The following is a 23,466-nucleotide window of genomic DNA, read 5'->3' on the forward strand; positions in this document are numbered from 1 at the left end:
CTCAGAAGGCATCCGACGGCACGTACGTCCCCCAAACCTCCCGCAACGCGTTGCACACCTCGCCCACCGTCGCCCGGGCCCGCAGCGCGTCCTTCATCGGGTACAGGACGTTGTCCTCGCCCTCGGCCGCCTTCTTCAGGGCCGTCAGTGCCGTGTCCACCGCCTGCTGGTCGCGCTCCGCGCGGAGCCTCGCCAGGCGTTCGGCCTGCTGGGCCTCGATGGCCGGGTCGACGCGCAGCGGCTCGTACGGCTCCTCCTCGTCGAGCTGGAAGCGGTTGACGCCGACCACGACCCGCTCACCCGAGTCGGTCTCCTGGGCGATGCGGTAGGCGGAGCGCTCGATCTCGCTCTTCTGGAAGCCGTGCTCGATGGCGTTGACCGCGCCGCCCAGATCCTCGACCTTGCCCATCAGCTCCAGCGCCGCCGCCTCGACGTCGTCGGTCATCTTCTCGACGACGTAGGAACCGGCAAAGGGATCGACCGTCGCCGTCACGTCCGTCTCGTAGGCGAGGACCTGCTGCGTGCGCAGGGCGAGCCGCGCCGACTTGTCGGTGGGCAGCGCGATGGCCTCGTCGAAGGAGTTGGTGTGCAGGGACTGCGTGCCGCCGAGGACCGCGCCCAGGCCCTGCACGGTGACACGGACCAGGTTCACCTCGGGCTGCTGCGCCGTCAGCTGCACGCCGGCCGTCTGCGTGTGGAAGCGCAGCATCAGCGACTTGGGGTTCTTCGCGCCGAACTCCTCCCTCATCACCCGCGCCCAGATCCGGCGGGCCGCGCGGAACTTGGCGACCTCCTCCAGGATCGTCGTACGGGCCACGAAGAAGAACGACAGGCGGGGTGCGAAGTCGTCGACGTCCATGCCGGCCGCGACCGCCGTGCGCACGTACTCGATGCCGTCCGCGAGAGTGAACGCGATCTCCTGCGCGGGCGAGGCCCCCGCCTCGGCCATGTGGTAACCGGAGATCGAGATCGTGTTCCACTTCGGGATCTCGGCCTTGCAGTACTTGAAGATGTCCGCGATCAGGCGCAGCGACGGCTTGGGCGGGAAGATGTACGTGCCCCGCGCGATGTACTCCTTCAGCACGTCGTTCTGGATCGTGCCGGTGAGCTTGTCGGCGCTCACACCCTGCTCCTCGGCGACGAGTTGGTAGAGCAGGAGCAGCAGGGCGGCGGGCGCGTTGATCGTCATCGACGTCGACACCTTGTCCAGCGGGATCCCGCCGAACAGCACCCGCATGTCGTCGATCGAGTCGATCGCCACGCCGACCTTGCCGACCTCGCCGCTCGCGATCGGCGCGTCGGAGTCGTGGCCCATCTGGGTCGGCAGGTCGAAGGCGACCGACAGGCCCATCGTGCCGTTGGCGATCAGCTGCTTGTAGCGGGCGTTGGACTCCGTCGCCGTGCCGAAACCTGCGTACTGGCGCATCGTCCACGGCCGGCCCGTGTACATCGTCGGGTACACGCCCCGGGTGAAGGGGTACTCCCCCGGCTCGCCCAGCTTCTCGGCCGCGTCCCAGCCCGCCAGGCTGTCGGGCCCGTAGACCGGTTCGATGGGCAGTCCGGACTCCGACTCGCGCGCCATGGTGTGTTGCCTCCCGCTGAGCACATGTTCGAAAAGCTCGAACTACCCGTCAGTTACTCGCCAGTACAGACCGACCCTGTCGACGGACTGTATCGGCGCACGCACCACCCGTGGAGGGGCGCACGCTGGGACCTTGCTCACAACTTCGATGCGGTCCCGGTCACAACGATGCCGCGCCGTTCGCGGCGCGTCATCCGCGGGGAACATCTCAGGGGACGTCCGTGCGGGGCGGTGAGACGGCGGGGGGTCGTGATGCGTATGACGGGCATGGGGAGCGTGGGCAGCACCAGGAGGGCGGTGGCCGTCGCGCTGGGGGGCGTGCTGGCGGTCGGCGGCTGCACCGTGCAGGGCACGGGCCCGGACGGCAAGGGGCGCGCGCCGGTGCACATAGACGTCACGAGCGCTCCGTCGAAGAAGGCGAAGGAATCGAGGGAGCCGACGACACCGAAGGCCCCAGAAGGGGCGGACGGGCCGAAGGGCGCGCCGGCCGGCGACCGGCCCCCGAGCGCGCCGCCCGCCCCGACCGCGGGCCCGGTGCTGTGGCGGCCCGGCGACAGCGGCCGGGACGTGCGCGAGCTCCAGGCCCGGCTGCGCCAGGTCGAGTGGCTGGTCGACGGCCCGACCGGGACGTACGACGACCTGACCGAGCGCGCGGTGAGCGGCTTCCAGGGCAAGCGCGGGCTGCCGCGGACCGGCAGGACGGACACCGTGACCTGGCAGCGGCTGCTGGGCATGACGCGCGAGCCGGGCAAGTGGGAGCTGTACCTGATGGGCGGCCAGCCGGCCGCCGCGCCCGACCCGCGCTGCCTCACCGGCCGGGTGCTGTGCGTGAGCAAGACCAGCCGGACGCTGCGCTGGATGATCGACGGGCGGACCGTGTCGACGATGCCGGTGCGGTTCGGCTCGCAGTACACGCCGACCCGCGAGGGTGTGTTCCAGGTCTACTGGAAGTCCCGCCACCACGTCTCGACGCTCTACGACTCGGCCATGCCGTACGCGATGTTCTTCAGCGGCGGCCAGGCCGTGCACTACTCGGACGACTTCGCTGTCCGCGGCTACGCGGGCGCCTCGCACGGCTGCGTCAACGTGCGGGACGAGGCCGCCGTCGCGGAGCTGTACGCGCAGGTGCGCAACGGCGACAAGGTCGTCGTGTACCGGTGAAGCGGGGGACGGACGGAACGGGGGCGCGGGCGGGACCGGGGGAACGTGTCCCGCCCGCGCCGAGTGCACGAGCCGTAGGTACGGGGGGAACCCCGGCTCGGTGCGAAAGCCGATGACCAGTCGGCTCACTCATTACTGCGCCACGGCGGCCGAAAGTGTCACACCCTCGACGAGGAGATTCCGTACACCTAGGGAAAGCGCAGGTCAGAGGCGGCCCCAGAGGCGATGTCGCCGGTCGGGAGCGACGCGTGCGACCGTTACCCCGACCACGGCCGGTGCGCCGGCGCCGAGGGGGCGTGCGGGCGGTGGTGCTGTCCGGCGGGCGGGACTATGTGGCCGCCGCCGTCATCGCCCTTGCCGTCCCCGTCACCGCCGCCTCCTCCACCGCCCTTGCCACCCTTGGCCCCTTTGCCGTCGTTGCCACCGTCGTCGCCACGGTCGCTCTTGTCCCCCTTGCCTTCCTTGTCCCCTTTGTTGCCCGCGTCCTTGCGCGGTTCGCGTTCCCGCGCCGCCTCACCGGCCTCACCGTTGCTCCCGGCGTCCCGGCCGGTGTCGCGGTCCTGGGCGGCGGTGCCGGGGCCGGCGAGGAGGTTCCGGCAGTACTTGCCGATCTTCGACGAACTCCCGGCGGCCTCCTCCAGAGCGCGCCTGCGGGCGTCGTCGAGTTCCCGGCCGGCCCGTACGTCGCGGCAGGCCGCGGCGAGGGCCTGCCGCCCTCCTCCGGGACCGCCGGTCCCCTGATCCTCGGAGTCGGTGTCGCGGCCCTCGGCCGTGCCGTCCGCCGGCTCGTCGCGGTCGGGCACGCCGGTCGTGGGACCGCCGCCGGGCACCGAGCCACCCCGCATGCCGTCCAGCGGCGAGGGCGAGATGAGCGGACGGTCGGGGGACTCGGCGGCCGACACGGTGGCGGCGGGGTCCGGTGCGGCGTCGTCGAACGGCCGCGGCAGGACTCCGGTTCCGGCCGCCACCGCCACCCCGCCGACCATGCCGACGGTCAGCGCGGCGGCCAGCCCGAGGCGCAGCGGACGATCCCGGCGGGGGCGCCGGGCGCCTTCGCCACGCGGGCCGATGCGGATCAGCGCGGCGTCGGACGGCGGTACCGCGCCGGCGCGTCCGCGGCCGGCCGGCGCCCCCGCCGCCTCGTCGGCCCGCTCGGCGCGCACCTTGCGGAAAGCGGCCAGCGCGGCGGCCTCGCCGGGGAGTTCCCCGCTGGTCGGCACGGGCGGGGAGGCGAGCGCGCCGAGGGCCTGGACGAGCCGTTCGGCCCGTTCGCGGACCGCGGGGTCGACAGCCTCCAGTGACTCTCCGCGCAGCAAGATCTCCGCCGTTTCGCGGTCCAGCCACCTGTCCTGCTCGTCGGCCATCACATGTCCTTCTGCGTCCGCGCACGCGTATGCGTCACACTCGCGGACGTCACCGCACGGCGGTGCGGTTCTCGCTGGGGCGGCAGGGCGCCGAGCCCGCCGCCCGATTCCGGATCGCCGCCGAGGAGTTCGGCCAGGCGCTTCAGACCGCGGTGCGCCGCCGTACGGACGGCACCGGGCCGCTTGCCCAGCGTCTCCGCGGCGCTCTTGGCGTCGAGGCCCACCACCACGCGCAGGACCACCGCCTCGGCCTGGTCCTGGGGCAACCGGGCGATGAGGGAGAGGGCGCGGCCGGTGGCCAGGGCCTCGATGGCCTCGCCCGCCGTGTCGGACTCGGCCGGCTTGCCGGCCAGCTCGGTCTCGTCGCCGCCGATCGCGGGCCGGCGTCCCCGCATGCGGATGTGGTCCAGGGCGCGGTTGCGGGCGATGCGGGCGGCCCAGCCGCGGAACCGGTCGGCGTCGCCGTCGAACCGCTCCAGGTCACGGGCGATCTGCAGCCATGCCTCGGACGCCACGTCCTCGGCGTCCGGGTCGCCCACCAGCGTCCGCACGTATCCCAGCAGTCGCGGATGCACCGCGCGGTACACAGTCCGGAACGCGGTCTCGTCCCCGTCCTGGGCCGCCCGCACCGCGGCGGTCAGCTCCGCGTCGTCCCCCAGCACCGAGCCTCTCTTTGCGCCTAAGCCGGCGCCGCTCTCGCGGACCGGGTACTCGCCGTCGTGGTTCCCGATTGATGGTCGCGGTGGTCCACCGCTCACGTGATGTGGGAGGAGACCCCCCGCTGATCGGCGCGAATGGCACGTTACGTCTTGAAACCGCCACTCGTCCATGTCCCCATCGCATAGCCGTACAAGATGCAACTAACCCGTGACGCGGTGGGGTGTGACAGAAAACGCAGTCGCGGCGCTGTAGGGAGTACGGGCCGCCGCGCGGCCCGTGCCGCGCGACGGCCGGGGCCTCTCCTGTGGGGGGTGGCGGCCCCGGTCGTCTCCGGCGCACGCCCACTCCGAACTGGGCGCCGCAGAACACCACCTGCCTTCCGCAGCCCGCGCGCCGACCGGCCCGGTGAGCACCTTCCCGCATCGCCCGGCGACCGCCCCGACGGCTCGCACACGGGGTGGTAACGTCCCCAACACCCTTTCAGGGCCCACCTGTTTATCTGCGGCCCACCGGCACCGGAGGCGGTGCGGCTCGTCGCCTCCGACCCCTCACGGAAGTACGGATGCCAGTGCATTCAGGACGTGTTCCAGCGGCGGACTTATCTCGCACGGAAGCCCGTCGGGCACCGGTGCCGTCGAGGCCGAGGTCGTCCGACCGGCCACCTGCCCTCACGACCCTGCAGCGTTCCGTCGGCAACGCCGCGACGACGCGCGCCTTGGGGCAGGGGCATCCCGCGGTGCTCCAGCGGGCCACCGGAACGGCGACGGCCGAGGACCGGTCGGCCGGCCGGCCCGCGCCCTCTCCCGACGGGGAGAAAACGGCCATTCCTCCGCTGGTGCACTTCTGCTGGCTCGGCGGAAGGATGAAGGACGCCGCCCTCCGGAACATCGTGCAGTGGGCGGAGCAGGCGAAGACCAGCGGCTGGAAGATCCTCATCTGGACCACTCCCGACACCGACTGGGGCACTGCTTTCACGCCGCTCGTCGGGAAGTTGCGCATGGGCAGCATCGAGCGGAAGAACATCGAGGACGGCCTGGACGAACGGGTCGAGAGCGCCTACCGGGCGGCCCTCGCGGCGAAGGACTACCCCGCCGCCTCCGACCTGGCGCGTTACGGCATCCTGCACAAGCACGGCGGCGTCTACGCGGATGTCGACCTGGGGATCGGCCAGGTCAAGCTGCACGAGGACGTTCCCCGACTCAGTGTCGGCGACGTTCCCGTGCTCGGGCCGCAGTTGCGCGACAAGCGGTCCAGGGACGCTGCCCTGAAAGACGCCAATCTGGACAAACTCGAACTCTCGGAGGGCGAGAAGACCGGGGCCGCCGCGGAGCACTATCTCAAGTCGGGCCAATTCGGTAACCACTTCTTCGCCGTGCAGCAGGGTTCGGTCGCGATGGACCGCATCATCAAGCAGGTCGCGCTCATGAACGAGGGCGCGACCGAGGGCGACTTCGGCACCGGCGACGCCGCGGTACGCACGGGTCCGAATCCCATGCTCAAGGCCCTGGTCGACTACCAGATGGAGACGAAGGGCGACTACGACCCGTCGACCCTGCAACCCGAGGGAGCCGACGCCCTCCACCAGAAGGTGAACTGGCTCACCGAGGAGAGCGAGAACCAGGACTACGAGCGGCACTGACCGCCGCGGCTCCGCCGGGGCGGGCGGCCTTCCCCGGCCGGGCCTAAGGCTGTCCGCCCGTCCCGGGAGACAGGCCGGACCGCCCGGCGACGGTGCCGGCCGCCGCGCCGTCGCCCGCGTCCAGGCCGGCCCCGCCCGCTCCGTCGTCCCCGGCGTCCGCACCACCGTCGGCCGTGCCCCCCACCGCACCGCCCGCCGCGTCCGCGGGTCCTCCCGACGGCGCCGGGGCGACCGAGGGGACGAGCCCGTCCGCGCCGTCCCCGGCGTCCTGCCGGGCGTCTCCGGCACGCACCTCGGCGCAGTGGGCGGCGACGTCCTCCTCGCCGCCCGCAGCCGCGACGAGCCCCTCCCAGACCGCGGCGTCCAGCGCCTTGCCGCGGCCGTCCAGCCGCTGGAGAGCGCGGCAGGCCTCCTCGGTCTCCTGGGCGGAGGCCGGACGGCCGGACCGGGCTGGGGCGTCCGGGGCCGTGGTGGCGGGGCTCGGCGCCGGTACCGGCCGGACGTCGGTGCCGTCCGCGCCGCCCGCGCCCTCGCCGCGGCCCCCGCCGTCCCCGGCCGTGGTGGCGGACGAACGCGGGCCGTCCGGCTGTGCGCTCTCGGCGGCGAAGCCGCCCCCGCCGATCGCCGCGTAGGCGACGCCGCCCAGGGTGAGGCTCGCCAGCGTCACGGACAGGGCGGTCTTCAGCGGACGTCCGGCGCGCCGCCGCTCACGGGGCCGCCAGTCGTCCCGCCGGCGGGTGCGGGCCGCCCGGGCCGGTGCCGCGTCGCGGGCGGCGCGGAAGGCCGCGACGGCCCGCCGTTCGCCCTCGGGGTCGACGTGGTCCTGCCGCAGGGCGGCGGCGAGCAGGGCTTCCGTTCCGGGGGCGTCGTGGTGGCCGGGGCGGGGGCCGGCGCGACCGGTGTCGCCGTCGCCGTGCTGCGCACCCATGTCCGCCTCCGTTCCCGCTCGATCCGCCGGGTCCGTGCCGCCCGTGCCCGTCATGTCGACTCCCCCAGCGTCCTGGGCGCGTCATCCGTCACACCGTCGGCACCCAGTTGGCGAGCCAGCCGCTTCAGCCCCCGGTACGTCGCCGTGCGCACCGCGCCCGGCCGCTTGCCGAGGACGCGCGCGGCGGCGGGCCCGTCCAGGCCGACGACGACCTTCAGCAGCACCGCCTCGGCCTGGTCGCGGGGCAGCCCCGAGATCAGGGTGAGGGCGGCCTCCGTGGACAGCGTCTCCAGCGCCTGGTCGTGCGTGGAGTGCGGGCCGGGCAGGTCCAGTACGTCCTGTTCCAGCGCCGTCGGCCGGGGACGGGCCTTCTGGCGGCGCAGGTGGTCCAGTGCCCGGTGCCGGGCGATCGTCGCCGTCCAGCCCCGGAAGCCGGCCCCGTCACCTCGAAAACGGCGCAGGTCACGGGCTATCTCCAGCCACGCGTCCGACGCGACGTCCTCGGCGTCGTCCCCGACCATCCCGCGCAGGTAGCCCAACAGGCCCGGCTGCACGAGCCGGTAGGCGACCGCGAAGGCCGCCTCGTCACCATCCTGGGCCCGCGCGACGGCCGCACCCAGTTCCCCGTCGTACGTCTGTACGCGGCGGGGTTCCCCTCGCTGGCCCAAGAACCGTCCTAGTCCGTACCGAGTCCTTCGCGCGCCCGGTTGAGCCCGCCCCACGGTCATCAGCGTCGACGCGCACGGAAGTGTCACAGGCGGCGGTCCCGGCGCGCCCCTCACCGCGTGGCGGGGCGCGCGGAGCCGCCCGCCGTCACCTCATCTCATCCGCTCGCCGTCGCGTCGCGGCACAGCAGCCGCAGGGAGCCGTCACCGGCGAAGCAGCGGCGGGCCTCGTCGATCGGGTCCCACAGACGGCCGTCGGGAGTGCGGACCCAGTGGTCACCACCGGTCGCCCACCACTCGCCGCCCGCCTGACGCACGATCACCTCGCCGCCGTAGGCGCCGAGCCCGCGCAGCACGGTCTCCACGGCGGCGTACGGCGCTCCTTCGCGCCGGATGCCGTCGATGACCCGGTCGACGCGCCACAGGCTCTGCGCCGAGTAGTCCAGGCGCAGCCGGGCGCCCTCGCGCAGCACGGCCGCCGCGTCGGCCGCCCACCGCACCGGCTTGGCGGCAGCCGCCGGCCGGGTCTCCTGCCGGGTCGTCGATTCGCTGGTCGCAGTCGTCACACGCGCTGTCGTCACATGGGCTAGAGCGCCACCGGGCGACGATTCGTCACACGAATCCGCCGCCCGTTCCGCAACCACCGCAGGACCGCCCCAGCTCCCCCACGACCCCCGCAACGTCGCCGCGCGTCCCCCGCAGGACGGTCACAGGTGGGCGGGGACGGGCCCGGCCGTGGACCGAGGGTGACGGGCACGGCCGCAGGTCGTGCGGCGCGTGCGGGACAGGCCCGGCAGCGGGCCCGCCCACGCGGCGGATCCGACGACGGACTCGGCCGCAAAGACCGACCACAGTCTCCGCACCGGACGCGACCGGCCCGGCACCGGACGCACGACAGGCCCGGCACCGGACGCACGACAGGCCCGACGACAACACCAGGACGGATCCCAGCAGCGGACCCGACAGCGGAGGCAGCCGCGGCCCCCGGCAGCGGCCCACCCGCAGCCCCGACGGTGGAACCGGCCGCGGCCCCGGACAGCGGGCGGGCCCGGGCGGCAGCAGCGGCGGCTCCACGACCGGTCCGGCGGCGCGCCCGGCAGCCGGTCTCCGCGCGAGCCCGCCGACAGACCGACCACAGGCCCGGCGCCGGTTCCAGCCGCAGAACCGCGGTGGGCGCGCCCTCGGGGACCGGTTGCCGCGTCGGTGACGGCGCCGGTGGTGGAGCGGGTGTTCAGCCGCGGCCGCGGGCGCGGCGGGAGACCACCGCGCGCAGTACCCGGCGGCCCTCCGTGGAGATTTCCAGGGCGCGGCGCAGCCCGGCCGGGCCGTTGCCGGTGAGCGCGTCCAGGACGGTGAGCTGGCGGCGCAGTTCGGCGGCGACGAGCGGGGACAGCGACTCCGCGCCGTCCTCACGGCGGACGCCGTCCCCGAGGGCGGCGGCGTCCGTCGCCGGGTCGAGGAGCCGGTGGATGCGGAGCGAGGCGGCGGAGCAGGCGTCGGCCCACGCCCTCAGCCCGGCCCCCGAGCACTCGGCCGGCGCCGCGGCCAGCATCCGGCGGGCCAGCACCACGGACTCGTCCTCGCCGGTCGCGTCGGGACCGGCGAGTGCGTCGCGCACCCGGTCCAGTTCCCGCGCCCAGCCGGGCCCGGCCGGAGCGTCGTCGGCGAGGGCCGCCCACAGGGGCCGCAGGACCTCGTCGCCGCCGTCCAGCAGAGGGACGCAGCGATCCAAACAAGCCAGTCCACTCCCGGCGAGTCCGCGTGCGTCGGCCCGCGCGATCAGTTCCACCAGGCTCATCCGGTGCCTCCCTTTTCTGCCGTTCCGCCCCGCTCACGACCACGGAGCACGCACTTCCCCTTACTGCGCGCGACGGCCCGGGAGTGTCACAGCGGCACCACGCCCAGCCGGTCGAGGAACCGGAAGAAGAGCTTTTCGGCCACCGGGTCACCGGCGGCACCACCAGCGGCCCCGGCCTCGGGGCTGACCTCGAAGACCGCCTCGGGACCGGGGCCCGGGTCGGCCGACAGCACCTCCGTCAGCTCCCCGGCGCTCGCGGTGCGCCCGGCCTCGGCGGCCCAGGCGACGGCGCGCTCGGCGGCGTCTCGCGGTTCGAGGAAGTAGTCCTCCAGGGTGAGCCCCTCCTTCTCCGCGCCGAGGTATCCGGCCATCGCGGACCGCGCCAGGCAGGTCGTCCACGCGCCGCTCTCGGGCGCCGCCGCTTCCACGACCACGCAGTCGCTGTCCATGACGTACCCGAACAGCGCGGGCGCGCCGGTCTGCCCGGCGAGGTCGTTCATGTTCCCGACGTCCCCGTCGCCGCCCGGGAACTCCCACACCTGCCAGCCGTCCGGCGCGGACTGGCGCAGGGTCATGTCCGCGGCGCCCGACAGCGCGTCCAGCTCCGTGAGGGGCCGCTCGGCGCGGCCCACGACGAAATACCCCCAGTAGCCCATGTCCCGGCTCCCCCCGGCGTGTCCGTTTCGGCTCGTCAAAAGACCACCACAGCCGTACGCGAGTTCGCAGCCGTATCGGACAATCCCGCGCCGGACTGTCGGCCGGGCACCGGGGCGAAACGGTCGCCCGAGCGCCTGGGCCGCGGCCGCCCGAGCGGTCGGTCGCGCGGTCAGTCGAGCCGGTTCGCCAGCGCCTTGAAGTCGGCCCAGGACAGCTCCGGCTCGCCCGGGTCCCACAGCTTCTGGACCGTCGCCGCCAGCGGCAGCCGGATGCCGTCTGCGACCTGCGCCTGCGTCTGGGCGCTCGGGATGTCGCCCCAGACCGCGAAGCTGCCGCCGAGTATCTGGTCGTCGTACTTGGCGTCGACCGCCGTCGTGCCCCGGATCACGCGCGGGGTCCACTGCTCGTAGATGCGCTCGCCGGTCGGGTAGACGAAGGTCTGCGGCTCGCCGAGCACGTAGTAGAGGAACTCGTCGTTGTAGTTGACGACCTTCCGGCCCGCGCTCAGGTACTCGGCCGGCTGCCGGGCGCCGATCTCCTTGCCGGTCCAGTAGGCGACCTGGATCTCTTTCAACGGCTCGACGGACGTGTTCTTGAAGAACCCGTCGTTCCAGGCGCGCGGGGTGCGGTCGTGGGCCATGACCGTCTCGGCGCGGCCGTTGAGCCAGCCGGTGGTGAGGTCGGCGACGGTGCCGCCGGAGCCGTACGCCTCGCGGGCGGCGGCGGCCAGGTTCGGGTAGGACGCCTCGGGGTCGGACACCACGAGCGCCTGGTACTCGTCGGCACCCAGGTGGAACTGCGACCCGGGGAAGAGGTCGGCGTACTCGTTCAGCAGGTCGTCGACGATCTCGGCGGCCTCCGGCTTGGAGATGTCGATCGCGCCACGCGTGGGCGTGCCCTGCGCGTTGCGCAGCTGGAGGTCGGGGTGGGCGGCGATCACGGCGCCGAGGTGGCCCGGCGAGTCGACCTCGGGGACGACGGTGATGTGGCGCGAGGCGGCGAGGTCGATGATCTCCTTGACCTCGGCCTTGGTCAGGTGGTCGTCGGAGACGACCTCGGGGTGCGAGTCGGACTCGATGCGGAAGGCCTGGTCGTCGGAGAAGTGCAGGCCCAGCTCGTTGAACTTCAGGTCGCCGAGCTCACGTATCCGGTCCTTGATCCAGTCGGCGTCGTAGTGCTTGCGGGCTATGTCGAGCATGAACCCGCGCCGTTCCTTGGCCGGCTCGTCCTTCACCTCGCCCTCGGGCGCGGTACCACCGCCGGCCACGGCCTGCTTCAGGGTCCGGGTGCCGTAGTAGACGCCCGCCTCGGCCGGGCCGGTGACGGTGACGCGGCCGTCGCGCACGGTCATGGTGTACGACTCCGGGTCCGCGCCCTTGTCCTGCCTGACGTCCAGCAGCAGGTCCCCGGCGCGCTCGTCGTCCTTCTCCCCCGCGTACGTCAGTCCCAGCTCGCCCGCGATCAGGCGCCCCTCGTCGGCGAGGGAGGCGTCGGCGACGACCACGCGGTGGTCCTTCGCCGGCCGCCAGCCCGGGCCGCGCGCCGGGGTGTGGTCGCGTACGGCCGGTATCGTGCGCGGCTCCTGGGACAGTGGGTAGGAGCGGCTGGGGCTGGGGGCCGCGGCCTCCTCGGGGGAGCGGGCGGCCGGTGTTCCGGGCCCGCCGTCCCCGTCGGTGGCCCAGAGGCCGACTCCCACGCCGAGGGCAGCGACCACCGTTCCGGCGATCACGGCCCGCTGCCTCACCTTGTGCGCCGGCGTCCGGCGTCCGTGTTGGCTCACAGCGCCAACCTAGGGCCGCGAGCCGAACCATGCGTCCACCACATGTTCTGAAACTCTCCCGTTCAGGTGAAATTCGGGCATCAGACGGACACGCCATGCCGTCACTCGATAACGTGAAGCCACTTCCTTCGCACAATCCCCTGCCGACACACACGTGACGCCCACGAGGACCCACGCCGCCCGTGCACCGTCTCCCAGACCTCCCCGGCCGAGTGGCCATACCGGTACCGGTGCAAACCCGCGCCGCACCGGTCACGCCGTCAGCCCTGAAGCGCTTCAACACCGCGCCCGCCGAGGAAGCCGTCGCCACACTCCTGACCTGCCTGAACAGCCACCACTGGGCCCACCGCCTCGTCTCCCACCGCCCCTACCCCGACCTCCCGTCCCTCCTGGCGGCCGCGGAGGAGGCGTCGTACGACCTCCCCCCGGACGACCTGACGGAGGCCCTGACGGCGGAGGGCCTCCCGCCTCTCCCGGCGGACACGTACGCGGCGGCCCACACGGCGTTGAGCGCGGCGACCGCGGCCTACGAGAGCCGTTTCGGACACGCGTTCGTCATCTGCCTGAACGGCATGCCCGCGAACGAGGCCGTGAACCACGCCCTCGCGGGCATCCGGTCACGATTGGCGAACGATCCGGACGAGGAACGCCAGGTGGCGGCAGACGAACTCCGGCGCCTGGCAAGAGCGCGACTGACCGACGTCCTGAGGGGCGCGGGGCTGTGACATCAGCGGCTCCGCCGCGGGGCGCGACCAGCCACCGACGACCCACGCCCGGCATACAGGACAAACCATCACCCCCGGTGGCCGCCTCCGCGTCCACCCCACTGCTCCTTTGAGTGCAACTTTGATCACACAAGCAGGCCCCCCGTAAGCGACGCGGGCAACCGTCGCTACGATGCTGGGGGCCGGTGGACCGTACCCGGCCGGGCCCGACCGACAAGGAAAGCCGGCGCGGCCCCAATCCCCGCTCCCGGAGGAAACTTCCGTGCCGGCTGGAACGCTGTACCGCGGCCGGGAAGGAATGTGGTCCTGGGTGGCTCACCGAGTCACCGGCGTCCTCATTTTCTTCTTCCTGTTCGTCCACGTGCTGGACACCGCTCTCGTCCGTGTGTCCCCCGAGGCCTACGACACCGTCGTGGCCACGTACAAGACGCCGATCGTCGCGCTGCTGGAATACGGCCTCGTCGCCGCCATCCTGTTCCACGCGCTCAACGGCCTGCGTGTCATCGCCGTCGACTTCTGGATCAAGGGCGCCCGCTACCAGAAGCAGATGCTCTGGACCGTTGTCGGCCTGTGGGTCGTGCTGATGCTCGGGGCGATCTACCCCGTCCTCGGCCACGCCGCTCGTGAACTGTTCGGGAGCTGACGCGCATGTCGACCACTGAAACCACCGCCTCCGGCATCGGCCCCGTCGAGGGCGCCGACGCCTCCGTCTACTCCGTGGACAACCCGGCGCCGCTGATCGAGCCGCCCCGCAAGCGGACCAAGAAGTCCCCGAAGTCCACGCGGGGCAACTTCGAGATGGCCGCCTGGCTCTTCATGCGCCTGTCCGGCGTCGTGCTGGTCGTCCTGGTCATCGGCCACCTGCTCATCCAGCTGGTGCTGGACGGCGGCGTCTCCAAGATCGGCTTCGCGTTCGTGGCCGGCCGCTGGGCCTCGCCGTTCTGGCAGGTCTGGGACCTGCTGATGCTCTGGCTCGCGATGCTGCACGGCGCCAACGGCCTGCGCACGGTCATCAACGACTACGCGGAGCGCCCGAACACCCGCCTGTGGCTCAAGGGCCTGCTCTACACCGCCACGGTGTTCACCATCCTGCTGGGCACGCTGGTGATCTTCACCTTCGACCCGAACATCCGCTAGGCACGGGGCTGCGAAAATCATGAAGGTACACAAGTACGACACCGTCATCGTCGGCGCCGGTGGCGCCGGTATGCGGGCCGCCATCGAGGCGACCAAGCGCAGCCGCACGGCCGTCCTGACGAAGCTCTACCCCACCCGCTCCCACACGGGCGCCGCGCAGGGCGGCATGGCCGCCGCGCTGGCCAACGTGGAGGAGGACAACTGGGAGTGGCACACCTTCGACACGGTCAAGGGCGGTGACTACCTGGTCGACCAGGACGCCGCCGAGATCCTGGCGAAGGAGGCCATCGACTCGGTCCTCGACCTGGAGAAGATGGGTCTGCCGTTCAACCGGACGCCGAACGGCACGATCGACCAGCGCCGCTTCGGCGGTCACTCCCGCAACCACGGCGAGGCGCCGGTCCGCCGGTCCTGCTACGCGGCCGACCGCACCGGCCACATGATCCTCCAGACGCTGTACCAGAACTGCGTCAAGGAGGGCGTGGAGTTCTTCAACGAGTTCTACGTCCTGGACCAGCTGATCACCGAGGTCGACGGCGTCAGGAAGTCCGCCGGTGTGGTGGCCTACGAGCTGGCGACCGGCGAGATCCACGTCTTCCAGGCGAAGTCCGTGATCTACGCCTCCGGCGGCACCGGTAAGTTCTTCAAGGTGACGTCCAACGCGCACACGCTGACCGGTGACGGCCAGGCCGCCGTGTACCGGCGCGGGCTGCCGCTGGAGGACATGGAGTTCTTCCAGTTCCACCCGACCGGCATCTGGCGCATGGGCATCCTGCTGACGGAGGGCGCCCGCGGTGAGGGCGGCATCCTCCGCAACAAGGACGGCGAGCGCTTCATGGAGAAGTACGCGCCGGTCATGAAGGACCTCGCGTCCCGTGACGTCGTCTCGCGCTCCATCTACACCGAGATCCGCGAGGGCCGCGGCTGCGGTCCCGAGGGCGACCACGTCTACCTGGACCTCACCCACCTCCCGCCGGAGCAGCTGGACGCCAAGCTGCCCGACATCACGGAGTTCGCGCGGACCTACCTCGGCATCGAGCCCTACACGGACCCGATCCCGATCCAGCCCACCGCGCACTACGCCATGGGCGGCATCCCGACCAACGTCGAGGGCGAGGTCCTCGCGGACAACACCACCGTCGTCCCGGGCCTGTACGCGGCCGGCGAGGTCGCCTGCGTGTCCGTGCACGGCGCCAACCGCCTGGGCACCAACTCGCTGCTGGACATCAACGTCTTCGGCAAGCGGGCCGGCATCGCGGCGGCGGAGTACGCGCAGAAGGCGGACTTCGTCGAGCTGCCGGAGAACCCGGAGTCTCTGGTCGTCGAGCAGATCGAGCGCCTGCGCTCCTCCACCGGCAACGAGCGGGTCTCGACGCTCCGCCGCGAGCTGCAGGAGTGCATGGACGCCAACGTCATGGTGTTCCGCACCGAGCAGACGATCAAGACGGCCGTCGAGAAGATCGGCGAGCTGCGCGCCCGCTACAAGAACGTGGCGATCCAGGACAAGGGCCGGCGCTTCAACACCGACCTGCTGGAAGCCGTCGAGCTGGGCAACCTGCTCGACCTGGCCGAGGTCATGGCGGTGTCGGCGCTCGCCCGCAAGGAGTCGCGCGGCGGTCACTACCGCGAGGACTTCCCCAACCGCGACGACGTCAACTTCATGCGCCACACCATGGCGTACCGCGAGGTGGGCGACGACGGCGCCGAGTCCATCCGGCTCGACTACAAGCCGGTCGTCCAGACCCGCTACCAGCCGATGGAGCGTAAGTACTGATGGCTACCCCTGTCATGGAGAAGAGCGACAAGGCCCCCGAGCCCGGTTTCGCCGACTCCCCGTACATCACGGTCACCTTCCGCGTCCGGCGGTTCAACCCGGAGGTCTCGGCCGAGGCCACCTGGGAGGACTTCCAGCTGGAGATCGACCCGAAGGAGCGTGTCCTCGACGCGCTGCACAAGATCAAATGGGACCTGGACGGAAGCCTCACCTTCCGCCGTTCCTGCGCGCACGGCATCTGCGGGTCGGACGCCATGCGGATCAACGGCACGAACCGCCTCGCCTGCAAGACGCTGATCAAGGACATCAGCCCCGAGAAGCCGATCACGGTCGAGCCCATAAAGGGCCTGACGGTCCTCAAGGACCTGGTCGTCGACATGGAGCCGTTCTTCCAGGCGTACCGGGACGTGATGCCCTTCCTGATCACGAAGGACACCAACGAGCCGACGCGCGAGCGCCTTCAGTCCGCGGAGGACCGCGAGCGCTTCGACGACACGACCAAGTGCATCCTGTGCGCCGCCTGCACGTCCTCGTGCCCGGTGTTCTGGAACGACGGCCAGTACTTCGGCCCGGCCGCGATCGTCAACGCCCACCGCTTCATCTTCGACTCGCGTGACGAGGCCGGCGAGCAGCGGCTGGAGATCCTCAACGACCGCGACGGCGTCTGGCGCTGCCGTACGACCTTCAACTGCACGGACGCCTGCCCGCGCGGTATCGAGGTCACCAAGGCGATCGCGGAGGTGAAGCGGGCGCTCATCACGCGCCGCTTCTGACCCGCGCGCTCCGCAGTACGGCCGAGGGCCCCGATCACGTCGATCGGGGCCCTCGGCCGTACTGCGGAGCGGTGAGGCGGCGTCAGCCGCGCAGCACGCGGCCCTCCTTGTCGGTGCGGTCGTTGCTGACCAGGAACATCACGCCGTCTATCAGCGCCCAGAAGCCGAGGCCGCCGCAGGTGAGCAGCTGCGCGACGCCGACACCGACGGAACCGACGTAGAAGCGGCCGATGCCCAGGGTGCCCAGGAAGATCTGGAGGAGGCCGGCGACGATCTTCGACTTGTCGGAGTACGGGCGGCCCTGCGGGTCGTAGCCGTAGGGAGCGGCGGCGGTGTTCGGGGGGACGGTCATGGTGGTGCTCCTGGGAGGTGGGAACGGGCCGGGGCGGATGGCCACCCGGCGGCTCAGGAAGGAGCACCGCTGATCGCGCACGGAGTGTGCACGGCGGCCCACGTAGCGCCGTGGACGTCCCCCCTGTGCGTGAGGAGCATAGAGAGGGTGGTGGGGCGAGCGGGAGTGGATTCGATCGAACGTTCCCATTCCGTGATCATTCGACCGGCGGCCGGTGGTCGCCGATGGGCGCCCGTGCCGCCTACGCGCCCCGGACGAAGTTGCGCACCACCGTCCACGCCACCGCCGCCAGCAGGACCAGCACCTGGACCCACGGGGCGATCCGGGGCCGGTAGAAGCGCCCGCGCAGGCCCTCCACGGTCCAGCGGCCCCACAGCGCCAGCGCGAACGGCGCGGCGAGCAGCAGGGCGCGGTTGTCCAGCCAGGCCGCGGCGAAGTGACCGTGCATCAGGTCGTATGCCATGCGGGTGCCGCCACAGGCCGGACAGAGCAGTCCGGTGACGTACCGGAAGGGGCACTGGGGCAGGAGGTGGCCGGGCTCGTGCGGGTCGGTGAACCACAGGTAACCGGCACCGGCGACGCCCGCGGCGAGCACCGCGAGGGGCGCCGCCGCGGGATGCCGTGACGGGCGCCGCCCCTCGGACGGTACCGAACGGGCCGCGTCAGCCACGCAGGATCCGCCCCTGGGCGTCCGTGCGGTCGTTGCTGACGAGGTACATGATGCCGTCGATCAGCGCCCAGAATCCGAGCCCGCCGCAGGTGAGGAGCTGGGCTATGCCCATGCCGACGTTGCCGACGTAGAAGCGGCCTATGCCGAAAGTGCCGAGGAAGAGCTGGAGGACGCCGGCGACGATCTTGGACTTGTCGGAGTACGGGCGCCCGTAGGGGTCGTACCCGTAGGCCGCGTTGGGGTCGCCGGCGTAGTACCCGGGCGCCTGCTGATAGGGGGTCTGGTAACCGCCGGCGGGCTGCTGGTAGCCGCCGGGAGGCTGTTGCTGGTAGCCACCCTGCGGGTAGCCGTAGGGACCGGCCTGGCCGGTCGGGCCGGTCGGGCCGGAGGCCTGGTTCGGGTAGCCGTAACCGGGCGGCTGGGACGGCTGCTGCGGCTGCTCGCTCACAGTGGTGTCACTCCTGGACGTTGCGGAAAACTGTCGGTCATATTGCAGGACTGTACGAACAAAGAGAAGTCGGGCCCCGGGAGTACCGGTCCGCCCCAACGAGTGACCCCGCCGCCACCCCGCCGTCCATTGCGCCCACTTCACTCTGCGCACACCTAATGTGACGTTATGTCAGATCATGAGTCGTACGAACTGCTCGGTTTCGACAACGTGCTGCTGCCTGTCGGGGACCTCGGCGTGGCCGTCGACTTCTACGAGCGGGCCGGCTTCCCGGTCGCCTACCGGCTGGACGAGGCCGGGATCGCGCTGCTGAAGGTGGGGGTCGAGACGCCGGGCCTCCTGCTGCGCCTCGAGGAGGAGTTCGGGCGCCAGCCGCCGATGTGGCCCTCCGCGCGGGTGTGGCTGGAGGTGACGGACGCCCGCAAGGCGGCCCGCGAGCTGCGCGACGCCGGGGTGCCACCGCTCGACGAGCCGTTCCCCGTCGCCACCGGCTGGACCGTCGAGTTCGCCGACCCGTGGGGGAACGTCATCGGCCTCACGGACTACAGCAAGCGGCCGGAGCTCGGCCGGCGGCCGTGACGCGGGCCACTCGCCCGTTGAGTTGAACGTGTTCAAAAGCAGGTCTACAGTCAGCCCTGTCAGCGTTTTGAACGCGTTCAAGAAGGGGTGGGGCATGGACCGCACCGTCATCGCCTACGTCATCTACCTGGCCGTCAGCATCGGTCTGACCGTCTGGGTGGCCCGCACGCTCAGCCGCAACGGCCGGGTCTTCCTCGCCGACGTGCTGCACGGCAACGAGAAGCTCGCCGACGCCGTCAACCACCTCCTGGTGGTCGGTTTCTACCTGGTGAACCTCGGTTTCGTCGCCCTCTACCTGAGCGGCGACGAGACCATCGCCGACACCCGCGGCATCTTCGAGGCCCTGTCGACCAAGCTGGGCGTGGTGCTGCTGGTGCTCGGTGTGATGCACCTGGGCAACGTGTACGTGCTCAACAAGATCCGGCGGCGCGGAATGATGGAGCGGGAGCAGGTGCCGCCGGTCCCGCCGCAGGGCTGGGTGGCCCCGACGGCCGGGGCCTGAGCCGATGGCCCACGCCCGCGGGACGGCCGGCGCCCCCGTGCGCCGGCTCACCGTCCTCTACGACGCCGAGTGCTCCCTGTGCACCCACGTGCGGGACTGGCTGCTGCGGCAGCCGCGACTGGTCCCGCTGGACCTGGTCCCGGCCGGGTCGGACGAGGCCCGCCGGCGCTGTCCCGGCCTCGACCACGCGGCCACCCTCGACGAGGTCACCGCCGTCGGCGACGCCGGTCAGGTCTACCGGGGCGCCGCCGCCTGGGTCGTCGTCCTGTGGGCCCTGCGCGAGCACCGCGCGCTCGCCCACCGGCTCAGCACGCCCACCGGGGCGGCGCTGGCCCGGGGAGCCGTCCTCGCCGCCGCGAAATGGCGGGGCGGACAGCAGCGGTGGGGCGGCGACGGGTACCGCCGTACCGACGGGTGGGTCTACGAGCCGCGCCTCGGCTGGCGGTACGCCGGACGAGGCTGTGCCGACGGCACCTGTGCCACTGACTAGGCTCTGGTCCCGTGCCCGCGAAGAACGACGGCCCCCACGACGGCGCCCACCCCAGCAAGTCCGAGCAGACCCGCGCGCTGATCCTGGAGACGGCCATGCGGCTGTTCCAGGAACGCGGCTACGACCGGACGACGATGCGGGCCATCGCCCAGGAGGCCGGGGTGTCCGTCGGCAACGCCTACTACTACTTCGCCGGCAAGGAGCACCTGATCCAGGGCTTCTACGACCGGATCGCCGCCGAGCACCAGGCGGCGGTCCGTGAGGTCCTGGCCCGCGAGAGCGACCTGGAGGCGCGGCTGGCGGGCGTGCTGAAGGTCTGGCTGGACATCGCGACGCCGTACCACGAGTTCGCGGTGCAGTTCTTCAAGAACGCCGCCGACCCCGACAGCCCGCTGAGCCCCTTCTCCCCGGAGTCGGAGCACGCGCGCGAGGAGGCCATCAGCCTCCACCGCTCGGTGCTCGCCGGTGCGAGGACCAAGGTGCCCGAGGACCTGCGCGACATCCTGCCCGAGCTGATGTGGCTCTCGCAGATGGGTCTCGTCCTGTACTGGATCTTCGACCGCACCGAGGACCGCGAGCGCAGCTACCGGCTCGCCGAGCGCGGCGCCCGGCTCACCGCGCGGGGCGTCGCGCTGGCCCGGTTCCGGGTGCTGCGCCCGCTGGTGCGCGAGGTGCACGAGCTGTTCACGGACTTCCTGCCGGGGATGACGAAGGCGCTGCCGGACCCCGCGAAGAAGCCGGCGCCGGCGAAGGACGGCGCCGGTCAGGCCTGACGGGACGCCAGCTCGATCACCGTGATGTCCGACTCCGCCCCGACCCGCGTGGGCGGCCCCCAGGCGCCCGCGCCCCGGCTGACGTACAACTGGGTGTCGCTGTAGCGCTCCAGGCCCGCCAGCGTCGGATTGGCGGCGCCCGCGATGAGGTTGCCGGGCCAGAGCTGGCCGCCGTGGGTGTGGCCGGAGAGCTGGAGGTCGACGCCGTGATCGACGGCGTCGTGGATCTGCACCGGCTGGTGGGCGAGCAGCACGCAGGCGCGGGCCCGGTCCCGGTCTCCGAGGGCCTTGGCGTAGTCGGGGCCCTGGCCCTCGCCCTCGCCCGAGATGTCGTTGACCCCGGCGAGGTCGAAGTGGGGCAGCTCGGTGCGGGCGTTCTCCAGCGGGATCAGGCCGAGCCGCCGCACCTCGGCGACCCACTGCTCGGCGCCGGAGAAGTACTCGTGGTTGCCGGTGACGAAGAACGCACCGTGGCGGGCCCTCAGCCCGGCCAGCGGGGCCGCCGCCGGGCCGAGGTCCTTCACGCTGCCGTCCACCAGGTCGCCGACGACGGCGATCAGGTCGGGCTGCGTGGAGTTGATCGTGTCCACGACCTTCTGCGCGAAGCCCCGGCCGAGCACCGGACCGAGGTGGATGTCGCTGACCACGGCGATGCGGAAGCCGTGCGCCGCGCGCGGGAGCTTCGCCAGCGGAACGGTGACCCGCTTGACGCTCGGGCCGTTCAGGACGCCGTACGTCCCGTAGCCGACCGTCCCGACGGCCGCCGCGGCGGCGGCACCGGCGACGACACGGGAGACGAAGAGGCGGCGGGAGGGGAGGGCGAGGGGGTTCTCGGGCGTGGCGCCGGGTGTGGTGGCGTCGGAGGCCGGGGGCTCAGCGGTTCCACCGGCGGCCCCGGAGGACCCCGGTGCGTCGGGCGCCCTAGGCGGCTTGGACGGGGCCGTTCCGGCCGGTATGCGCTCCGTGTCGGCGGGCGGGGACATCAGCGGTTCCACCGCCGCCTCCGCCTGCCGCGCGGCCGCCCGGCGCTCCAGCATCCGCCGCAGCAGCGGGCGTACGACCTCGCCCGCCAGTACCGCCAGCAGCAGGTAGATCGACAGCGCCAGCCACAGGAAGCCGGGCCATGCCAGGACGCGCTGGAGCCAGAACGGTGCCCCCGCGCGCTCGGCGACCAGCGCGCACACCGCCAGCGCCCACCCGCCGGCGATCACCACCGCACCGATGCGGCGCACCGCGCCGGGTCCCCGGGTCGTGTCGCGGAACAGCCGCCGCCACACGTACCAGTTCGCCGCGACCACCACGCTCACCACGGCCAGCGCGACGAGCGCGAAGACGACCACCATGCCGTCGTATCCCCTCAGTAATGACGTCCCGACGTCAGCGACGCCCATGGACGTTCGGCGCAGTGCGCGCAGTCGAACCCCGTTACCAGGATGCAGGACAGCCAGTCGGATACTGGCAGCGCACGGATTCCCGCAGCGAAGGACCACTCCCCGTGAAGCTCAGCCGCCCCGTCTCTTGGTTTCTGCTCGCCTTCGGTGCCTGGTCTTGGGTGATCTGGGCGACCTTCGTGAAGAACTTGTTCCAGGACGCCAGCGGTCTGGCGTTCGAGGACGGCAGTCCCACCGCGTATCTGTGGGTACACCTGGCCTTGGCTGTCACATCGTTCATCCTAGGCACAGCCATTGGAGTGATCGGTTTCCGCGGCGTGCGTGCGTACAGGAAAAAGGGCCAGGGTTGACGGTGCGCGGCCCGGCCGGTTCCGGAAGTCGCGGAAGCCGTCATCCCTCGAGCGTGCGATCGCCCCGACCGAGCCGGACGGCAGCGGACCGTGCCGCCTCCGGCCAGGCGGCCAACGCCGCCCGGGCCGCGTGGTACCCGCACGTGCCGTGGACCGAGGGACCCGGCGGAGTCGCCGAGGAACACAGCCGCGTGCCGGGCAGAGGCGTCCGGTAGAGGTTCCAGCGGGGCACGGGGCGCGCCAGAGTCCGCCACCGGGTCATCGCGCCGGAGGCGATGTCGCCGCCCGTGCAGTTCGAGGGTGCAGCAGCGGGACGCCGTGCGCCTCCACAGGCCGAGCGACCGCATGAACGCGGACACCGGCGCCATGGGGTGGACGGCCGCGCGGATGTCGTGCAGTACCTCGAGGTCGAGGAGCGGTCGTTCGGCCCGGAACCGACGACGACGGCGGCCGTCATGAACGTCCTCTCAGTGGAAGGCCAGCCACCCGATGCCCAGGGCGCAGGTGAGGCCGGTGGCGACCACGGCGGCCGGCCGGTTGCGGTGCAGTGTGAACCAGAGCAGCGCGGCGGTCACCAGCACGGCGCCCGTGCCGATCGCGGCGCGCAACGGTCCGTCGTCGTAGCCGTATTCACCGAAGTGCCTCGCCAGCCAGGCGAACCAGGCGATCTTCATGACGCTCCCTGTGGTCCTTGCTTAGTGTGGATGATCAGTTGCCGTGGCCCGGTGCGGGGGCCGCGAAAAGTTCTCCTGGCGAGCCTGTCGGTGCCGGCCGCGTCCCCGAGGCGGTGCAGGTCGATCCAGCGGCGTCATGCGCGGCGGCCACGACGGACGGACCGCGTGTGAAGCCGTTGTGCCAGGTGATCGAGTCGGTCCGTCTTCGCGGGTTCCACCGCCGCCGCCCCGCCCTCCTGCTGCCTCCGGGCCCCGGGAAGCCTGCCGCGGACCCACAGCAGAGCACGGTCGACGGCGCCGGAGAGCCGCCCGCCTGAACCGCGCAGCACGCGTGTTACCGACACACGGTGACAGCCACGGGATTCACGGATCAGGAATCCAGCCGGACGGCGGCCATGGGGTCACGACGATTCGGCCACGGCACTTCGTGGACATACATGCGGCCCTGGAATCTCACCGCTCTCCCGTTGCACGCGGCGGGCCTCTGGCCGTAGGCGTACCGCGTCGGCCCAGCGGCGATCGGACGTCATTCGGGTGACCCGGATTCCAGAAGTCAACTCGCGTATCCGGGCGGAAAGATGCCGCTCGTTCCGC

General features: G+C 72.0%; 26 protein-coding genes. 12 read left to right on the plus strand and 14 right to left on the minus strand.

Features of this window, described 5'->3' with window-relative positions; all coding sequences use genetic code 11:
- Window position 1: 1 nt before the first annotated feature.
- Window positions 2–1,582, minus strand: coding sequence for an acyl-CoA mutase large subunit family protein (locus IE142_RS05280; RefSeq protein WP_191884628.1), 1,581 nt, complete (start codon window positions 1,580–1,582; stop codon window positions 2–4).
- A 252-nt stretch (window positions 1,583–1,834) separates the two neighbouring features.
- Between IE142_RS05280 and IE142_RS05285 the strand changes: the two genes are divergently transcribed.
- On the plus strand, window positions 1,835–2,743 hold the full coding sequence (locus tag IE142_RS05285) for a L,D-transpeptidase family protein (RefSeq protein WP_191885043.1): 909 nt from the start codon (window positions 1,835–1,837) through the stop codon (window positions 2,741–2,743).
- Window positions 2,744–3,000: 257 nt separating this feature from the next.
- Here the strand turns inward: IE142_RS05285 and IE142_RS05290 are convergent, their stop codons facing one another.
- Both IE142_RS05290 and IE142_RS05295 read right to left on the minus strand, forming a co-directional pair.
- Window positions 3,001–4,107, minus strand: a complete 1,107-nt coding sequence (locus tag IE142_RS05290; protein ID WP_191884629.1) for a hypothetical protein — start codon at window positions 4,105–4,107, stop codon at window positions 3,001–3,003.
- Window positions 4,107–4,769, minus strand: a complete 663-nt coding sequence (locus IE142_RS05295) for an RNA polymerase sigma factor (RefSeq protein ID WP_191884630.1) — start codon at window positions 4,767–4,769, stop codon at window positions 4,107–4,109. The genes IE142_RS05290 and IE142_RS05295 overlap by 1 nt, the downstream gene beginning before the upstream one ends.
- A 713-nt stretch (window positions 4,770–5,482) precedes the next feature.
- Between IE142_RS05295 and IE142_RS05300 the strand changes: the two genes are divergently transcribed.
- Window positions 5,483–6,406 (plus strand): glycosyltransferase, encoded by a 924-nt coding sequence (locus tag IE142_RS05300; protein ID WP_191884631.1) that lies wholly within the window; start codon window positions 5,483–5,485, stop codon window positions 6,404–6,406.
- A gap of 43 nt (window positions 6,407–6,449) precedes the next feature.
- Here IE142_RS05300 and IE142_RS05305 read toward each other — a convergent pair whose 3' ends face one another.
- From IE142_RS05305 to IE142_RS05330, 6 genes are all read right to left on the minus strand, one after another.
- Window positions 6,450–7,334, minus strand: a complete 885-nt coding sequence (locus IE142_RS05305) for a hypothetical protein (RefSeq protein ID WP_191884632.1) — start codon at window positions 7,332–7,334, stop codon at window positions 6,450–6,452.
- Window positions 7,335–7,384: 50 nt separating this feature from the next.
- Window positions 7,385–8,002, minus strand: coding sequence for an RNA polymerase sigma factor (locus IE142_RS05310; protein ID WP_191884633.1), 618 nt, complete (start codon window positions 8,000–8,002; stop codon window positions 7,385–7,387).
- Between the two features lie 155 nt (window positions 8,003–8,157).
- On the minus strand, window positions 8,158–8,565 hold the full coding sequence (locus IE142_RS05315) for a hypothetical protein (protein WP_191884634.1): 408 nt from the start codon (window positions 8,563–8,565) through the stop codon (window positions 8,158–8,160).
- Between the two features lie 665 nt (window positions 8,566–9,230).
- Window positions 9,231–9,797, minus strand: a complete 567-nt coding sequence (locus tag IE142_RS05320) for a hypothetical protein (RefSeq protein ID WP_191884635.1) — start codon at window positions 9,795–9,797, stop codon at window positions 9,231–9,233.
- Window positions 9,798–9,883: 86 nt separating this feature from the next.
- Entirely contained in the window at window positions 9,884–10,453 is a 570-nt protein-coding gene (locus IE142_RS05325; protein WP_191884636.1) for a hypothetical protein, read from the minus strand.
- A 170-nt stretch (window positions 10,454–10,623) separates the two neighbouring features.
- Window positions 10,624–12,183, minus strand: a complete 1,560-nt coding sequence (locus IE142_RS05330; protein WP_191884637.1) for a beta-N-acetylhexosaminidase — start codon at window positions 12,181–12,183, stop codon at window positions 10,624–10,626.
- A gap of 281 nt (window positions 12,184–12,464) precedes the next feature.
- Here IE142_RS05330 and IE142_RS05335 point away from each other — a divergent pair, with 281 nt between their 5' ends.
- The 5 genes from IE142_RS05335 (at window position 12,465) to IE142_RS05355 (ending at window position 16,643) form a co-directional block, all read left to right on the plus strand.
- Entirely contained in the window at window positions 12,465–12,959 is a 495-nt protein-coding gene (locus IE142_RS05335) for a 2-oxo-4-hydroxy-4-carboxy-5-ureidoimidazoline decarboxylase (protein WP_191884638.1), read from the plus strand.
- A gap of 262 nt (window positions 12,960–13,221) precedes the next feature.
- Window positions 13,222–13,602 (plus strand): succinate dehydrogenase, cytochrome b556 subunit, encoded by a 381-nt coding sequence (gene sdhC, locus IE142_RS05340; protein ID WP_043380764.1) that lies wholly within the window; start codon window positions 13,222–13,224, stop codon window positions 13,600–13,602.
- Between the two features lie 5 nt (window positions 13,603–13,607).
- Window positions 13,608–14,096, plus strand: coding sequence for a succinate dehydrogenase hydrophobic membrane anchor subunit (locus IE142_RS05345; protein WP_191884639.1), 489 nt, complete (start codon window positions 13,608–13,610; stop codon window positions 14,094–14,096).
- A 19-nt stretch (window positions 14,097–14,115) separates the two neighbouring features.
- Window positions 14,116–15,870 (plus strand): succinate dehydrogenase flavoprotein subunit, encoded by a 1,755-nt coding sequence (gene sdhA, locus IE142_RS05350; RefSeq protein ID WP_191884640.1) that lies wholly within the window; start codon window positions 14,116–14,118, stop codon window positions 15,868–15,870.
- Window positions 15,870–16,643, plus strand: coding sequence for a succinate dehydrogenase iron-sulfur subunit (locus IE142_RS05355; RefSeq protein ID WP_043380772.1), 774 nt, complete (start codon window positions 15,870–15,872; stop codon window positions 16,641–16,643). The genes sdhA and IE142_RS05355 overlap by 1 nt, the downstream gene beginning before the upstream one ends.
- 82 nt (window positions 16,644–16,725) lie before the next feature.
- Here the strand turns inward: IE142_RS05355 and IE142_RS05360 are convergent, their stop codons facing one another.
- The 3 genes from IE142_RS05360 to IE142_RS05370 all read right to left on the minus strand — a co-directional run bounded on the left by IE142_RS05360 (window position 16,726) and on the right by IE142_RS05370 (window position 18,113).
- Window positions 16,726–16,995: a TM2 domain-containing protein gene (locus tag IE142_RS05360; protein ID WP_043380773.1), complete on the minus strand. Its 270-nt coding sequence runs from the start codon at window positions 16,993–16,995 to the stop codon at window positions 16,726–16,728.
- A 241-nt stretch (window positions 16,996–17,236) separates the two neighbouring features.
- Window positions 17,237–17,665, minus strand: a complete 429-nt coding sequence (locus tag IE142_RS05365; RefSeq protein ID WP_191884641.1) for a DUF2752 domain-containing protein — start codon at window positions 17,663–17,665, stop codon at window positions 17,237–17,239.
- Complete coding sequence (locus IE142_RS05370; RefSeq protein ID WP_191884642.1) at window positions 17,658–18,113, minus strand: TM2 domain-containing protein; 456 nt, start codon at window positions 18,111–18,113, stop codon at window positions 17,658–17,660. Before IE142_RS05370 ends, IE142_RS05365 begins: the two co-directional genes overlap by 8 nt.
- Window positions 18,114–18,281: 168 nt before the next feature.
- Between IE142_RS05370 and IE142_RS05375 the strand changes: the two genes are divergently transcribed.
- From IE142_RS05375 to IE142_RS05390, 4 genes are all read left to right on the plus strand, one after another.
- Complete coding sequence (locus tag IE142_RS05375) at window positions 18,282–18,692, plus strand: VOC family protein (protein WP_043380779.1); 411 nt, start codon at window positions 18,282–18,284, stop codon at window positions 18,690–18,692.
- Between the two features lie 94 nt (window positions 18,693–18,786).
- Window positions 18,787–19,194, plus strand: a complete 408-nt coding sequence (locus IE142_RS05380) for a hypothetical protein (protein WP_191884643.1) — start codon at window positions 18,787–18,789, stop codon at window positions 19,192–19,194.
- Window positions 19,195–19,198: 4 nt separating this feature from the next.
- The gene (locus IE142_RS05385) at window positions 19,199–19,684 is read left to right on the plus strand and encodes a thiol-disulfide oxidoreductase DCC family protein (RefSeq protein WP_191884644.1); all 486 of its coding nucleotides are present in this window, start codon (window positions 19,199–19,201) and stop codon (window positions 19,682–19,684) included.
- Between the two features lie 11 nt (window positions 19,685–19,695).
- Window positions 19,696–20,457 (plus strand): TetR/AcrR family transcriptional regulator, encoded by a 762-nt coding sequence (locus IE142_RS05390; RefSeq protein ID WP_191884645.1) that lies wholly within the window; start codon window positions 19,696–19,698, stop codon window positions 20,455–20,457.
- On the opposite strand, the gene IE142_RS05395 is transcribed toward IE142_RS05390, so the two are convergent.
- A complete protein-coding gene (locus IE142_RS05395; protein ID WP_191884646.1) occupies window positions 20,448–21,800 on the minus strand; it encodes a metallophosphoesterase in 1,353 nt (450 codons plus the stop codon). The two genes, IE142_RS05390 and IE142_RS05395, sit on opposite strands and share 10 nt — an antisense overlap.
- Window positions 21,801–21,952: 152 nt before the next feature.
- Between IE142_RS05395 and IE142_RS05400 the strand changes: the two genes are divergently transcribed.
- Window positions 21,953–22,198, plus strand: coding sequence for an SCO4848 family membrane protein (locus IE142_RS05400; RefSeq protein WP_043380788.1), 246 nt, complete (start codon window positions 21,953–21,955; stop codon window positions 22,196–22,198).
- A gap of 467 nt (window positions 22,199–22,665) precedes the next feature.
- Here IE142_RS05400 and IE142_RS05405 read toward each other — a convergent pair whose 3' ends face one another.
- On the minus strand, window positions 22,666–22,872 hold the full coding sequence (locus IE142_RS05405) for a hypothetical protein (RefSeq protein WP_191884647.1): 207 nt from the start codon (window positions 22,870–22,872) through the stop codon (window positions 22,666–22,668).
- Between the last annotated feature and the right edge of the window lie 594 nt (window positions 22,873–23,466).

Origin of the sequence: Streptomyces mutabilis, from assembly GCF_014649815.1 — a bacterium.
Classification (GTDB): Bacteria; Actinomycetota; Actinomycetes; order Streptomycetales; family Streptomycetaceae; genus Streptomyces; species Streptomyces mutabilis.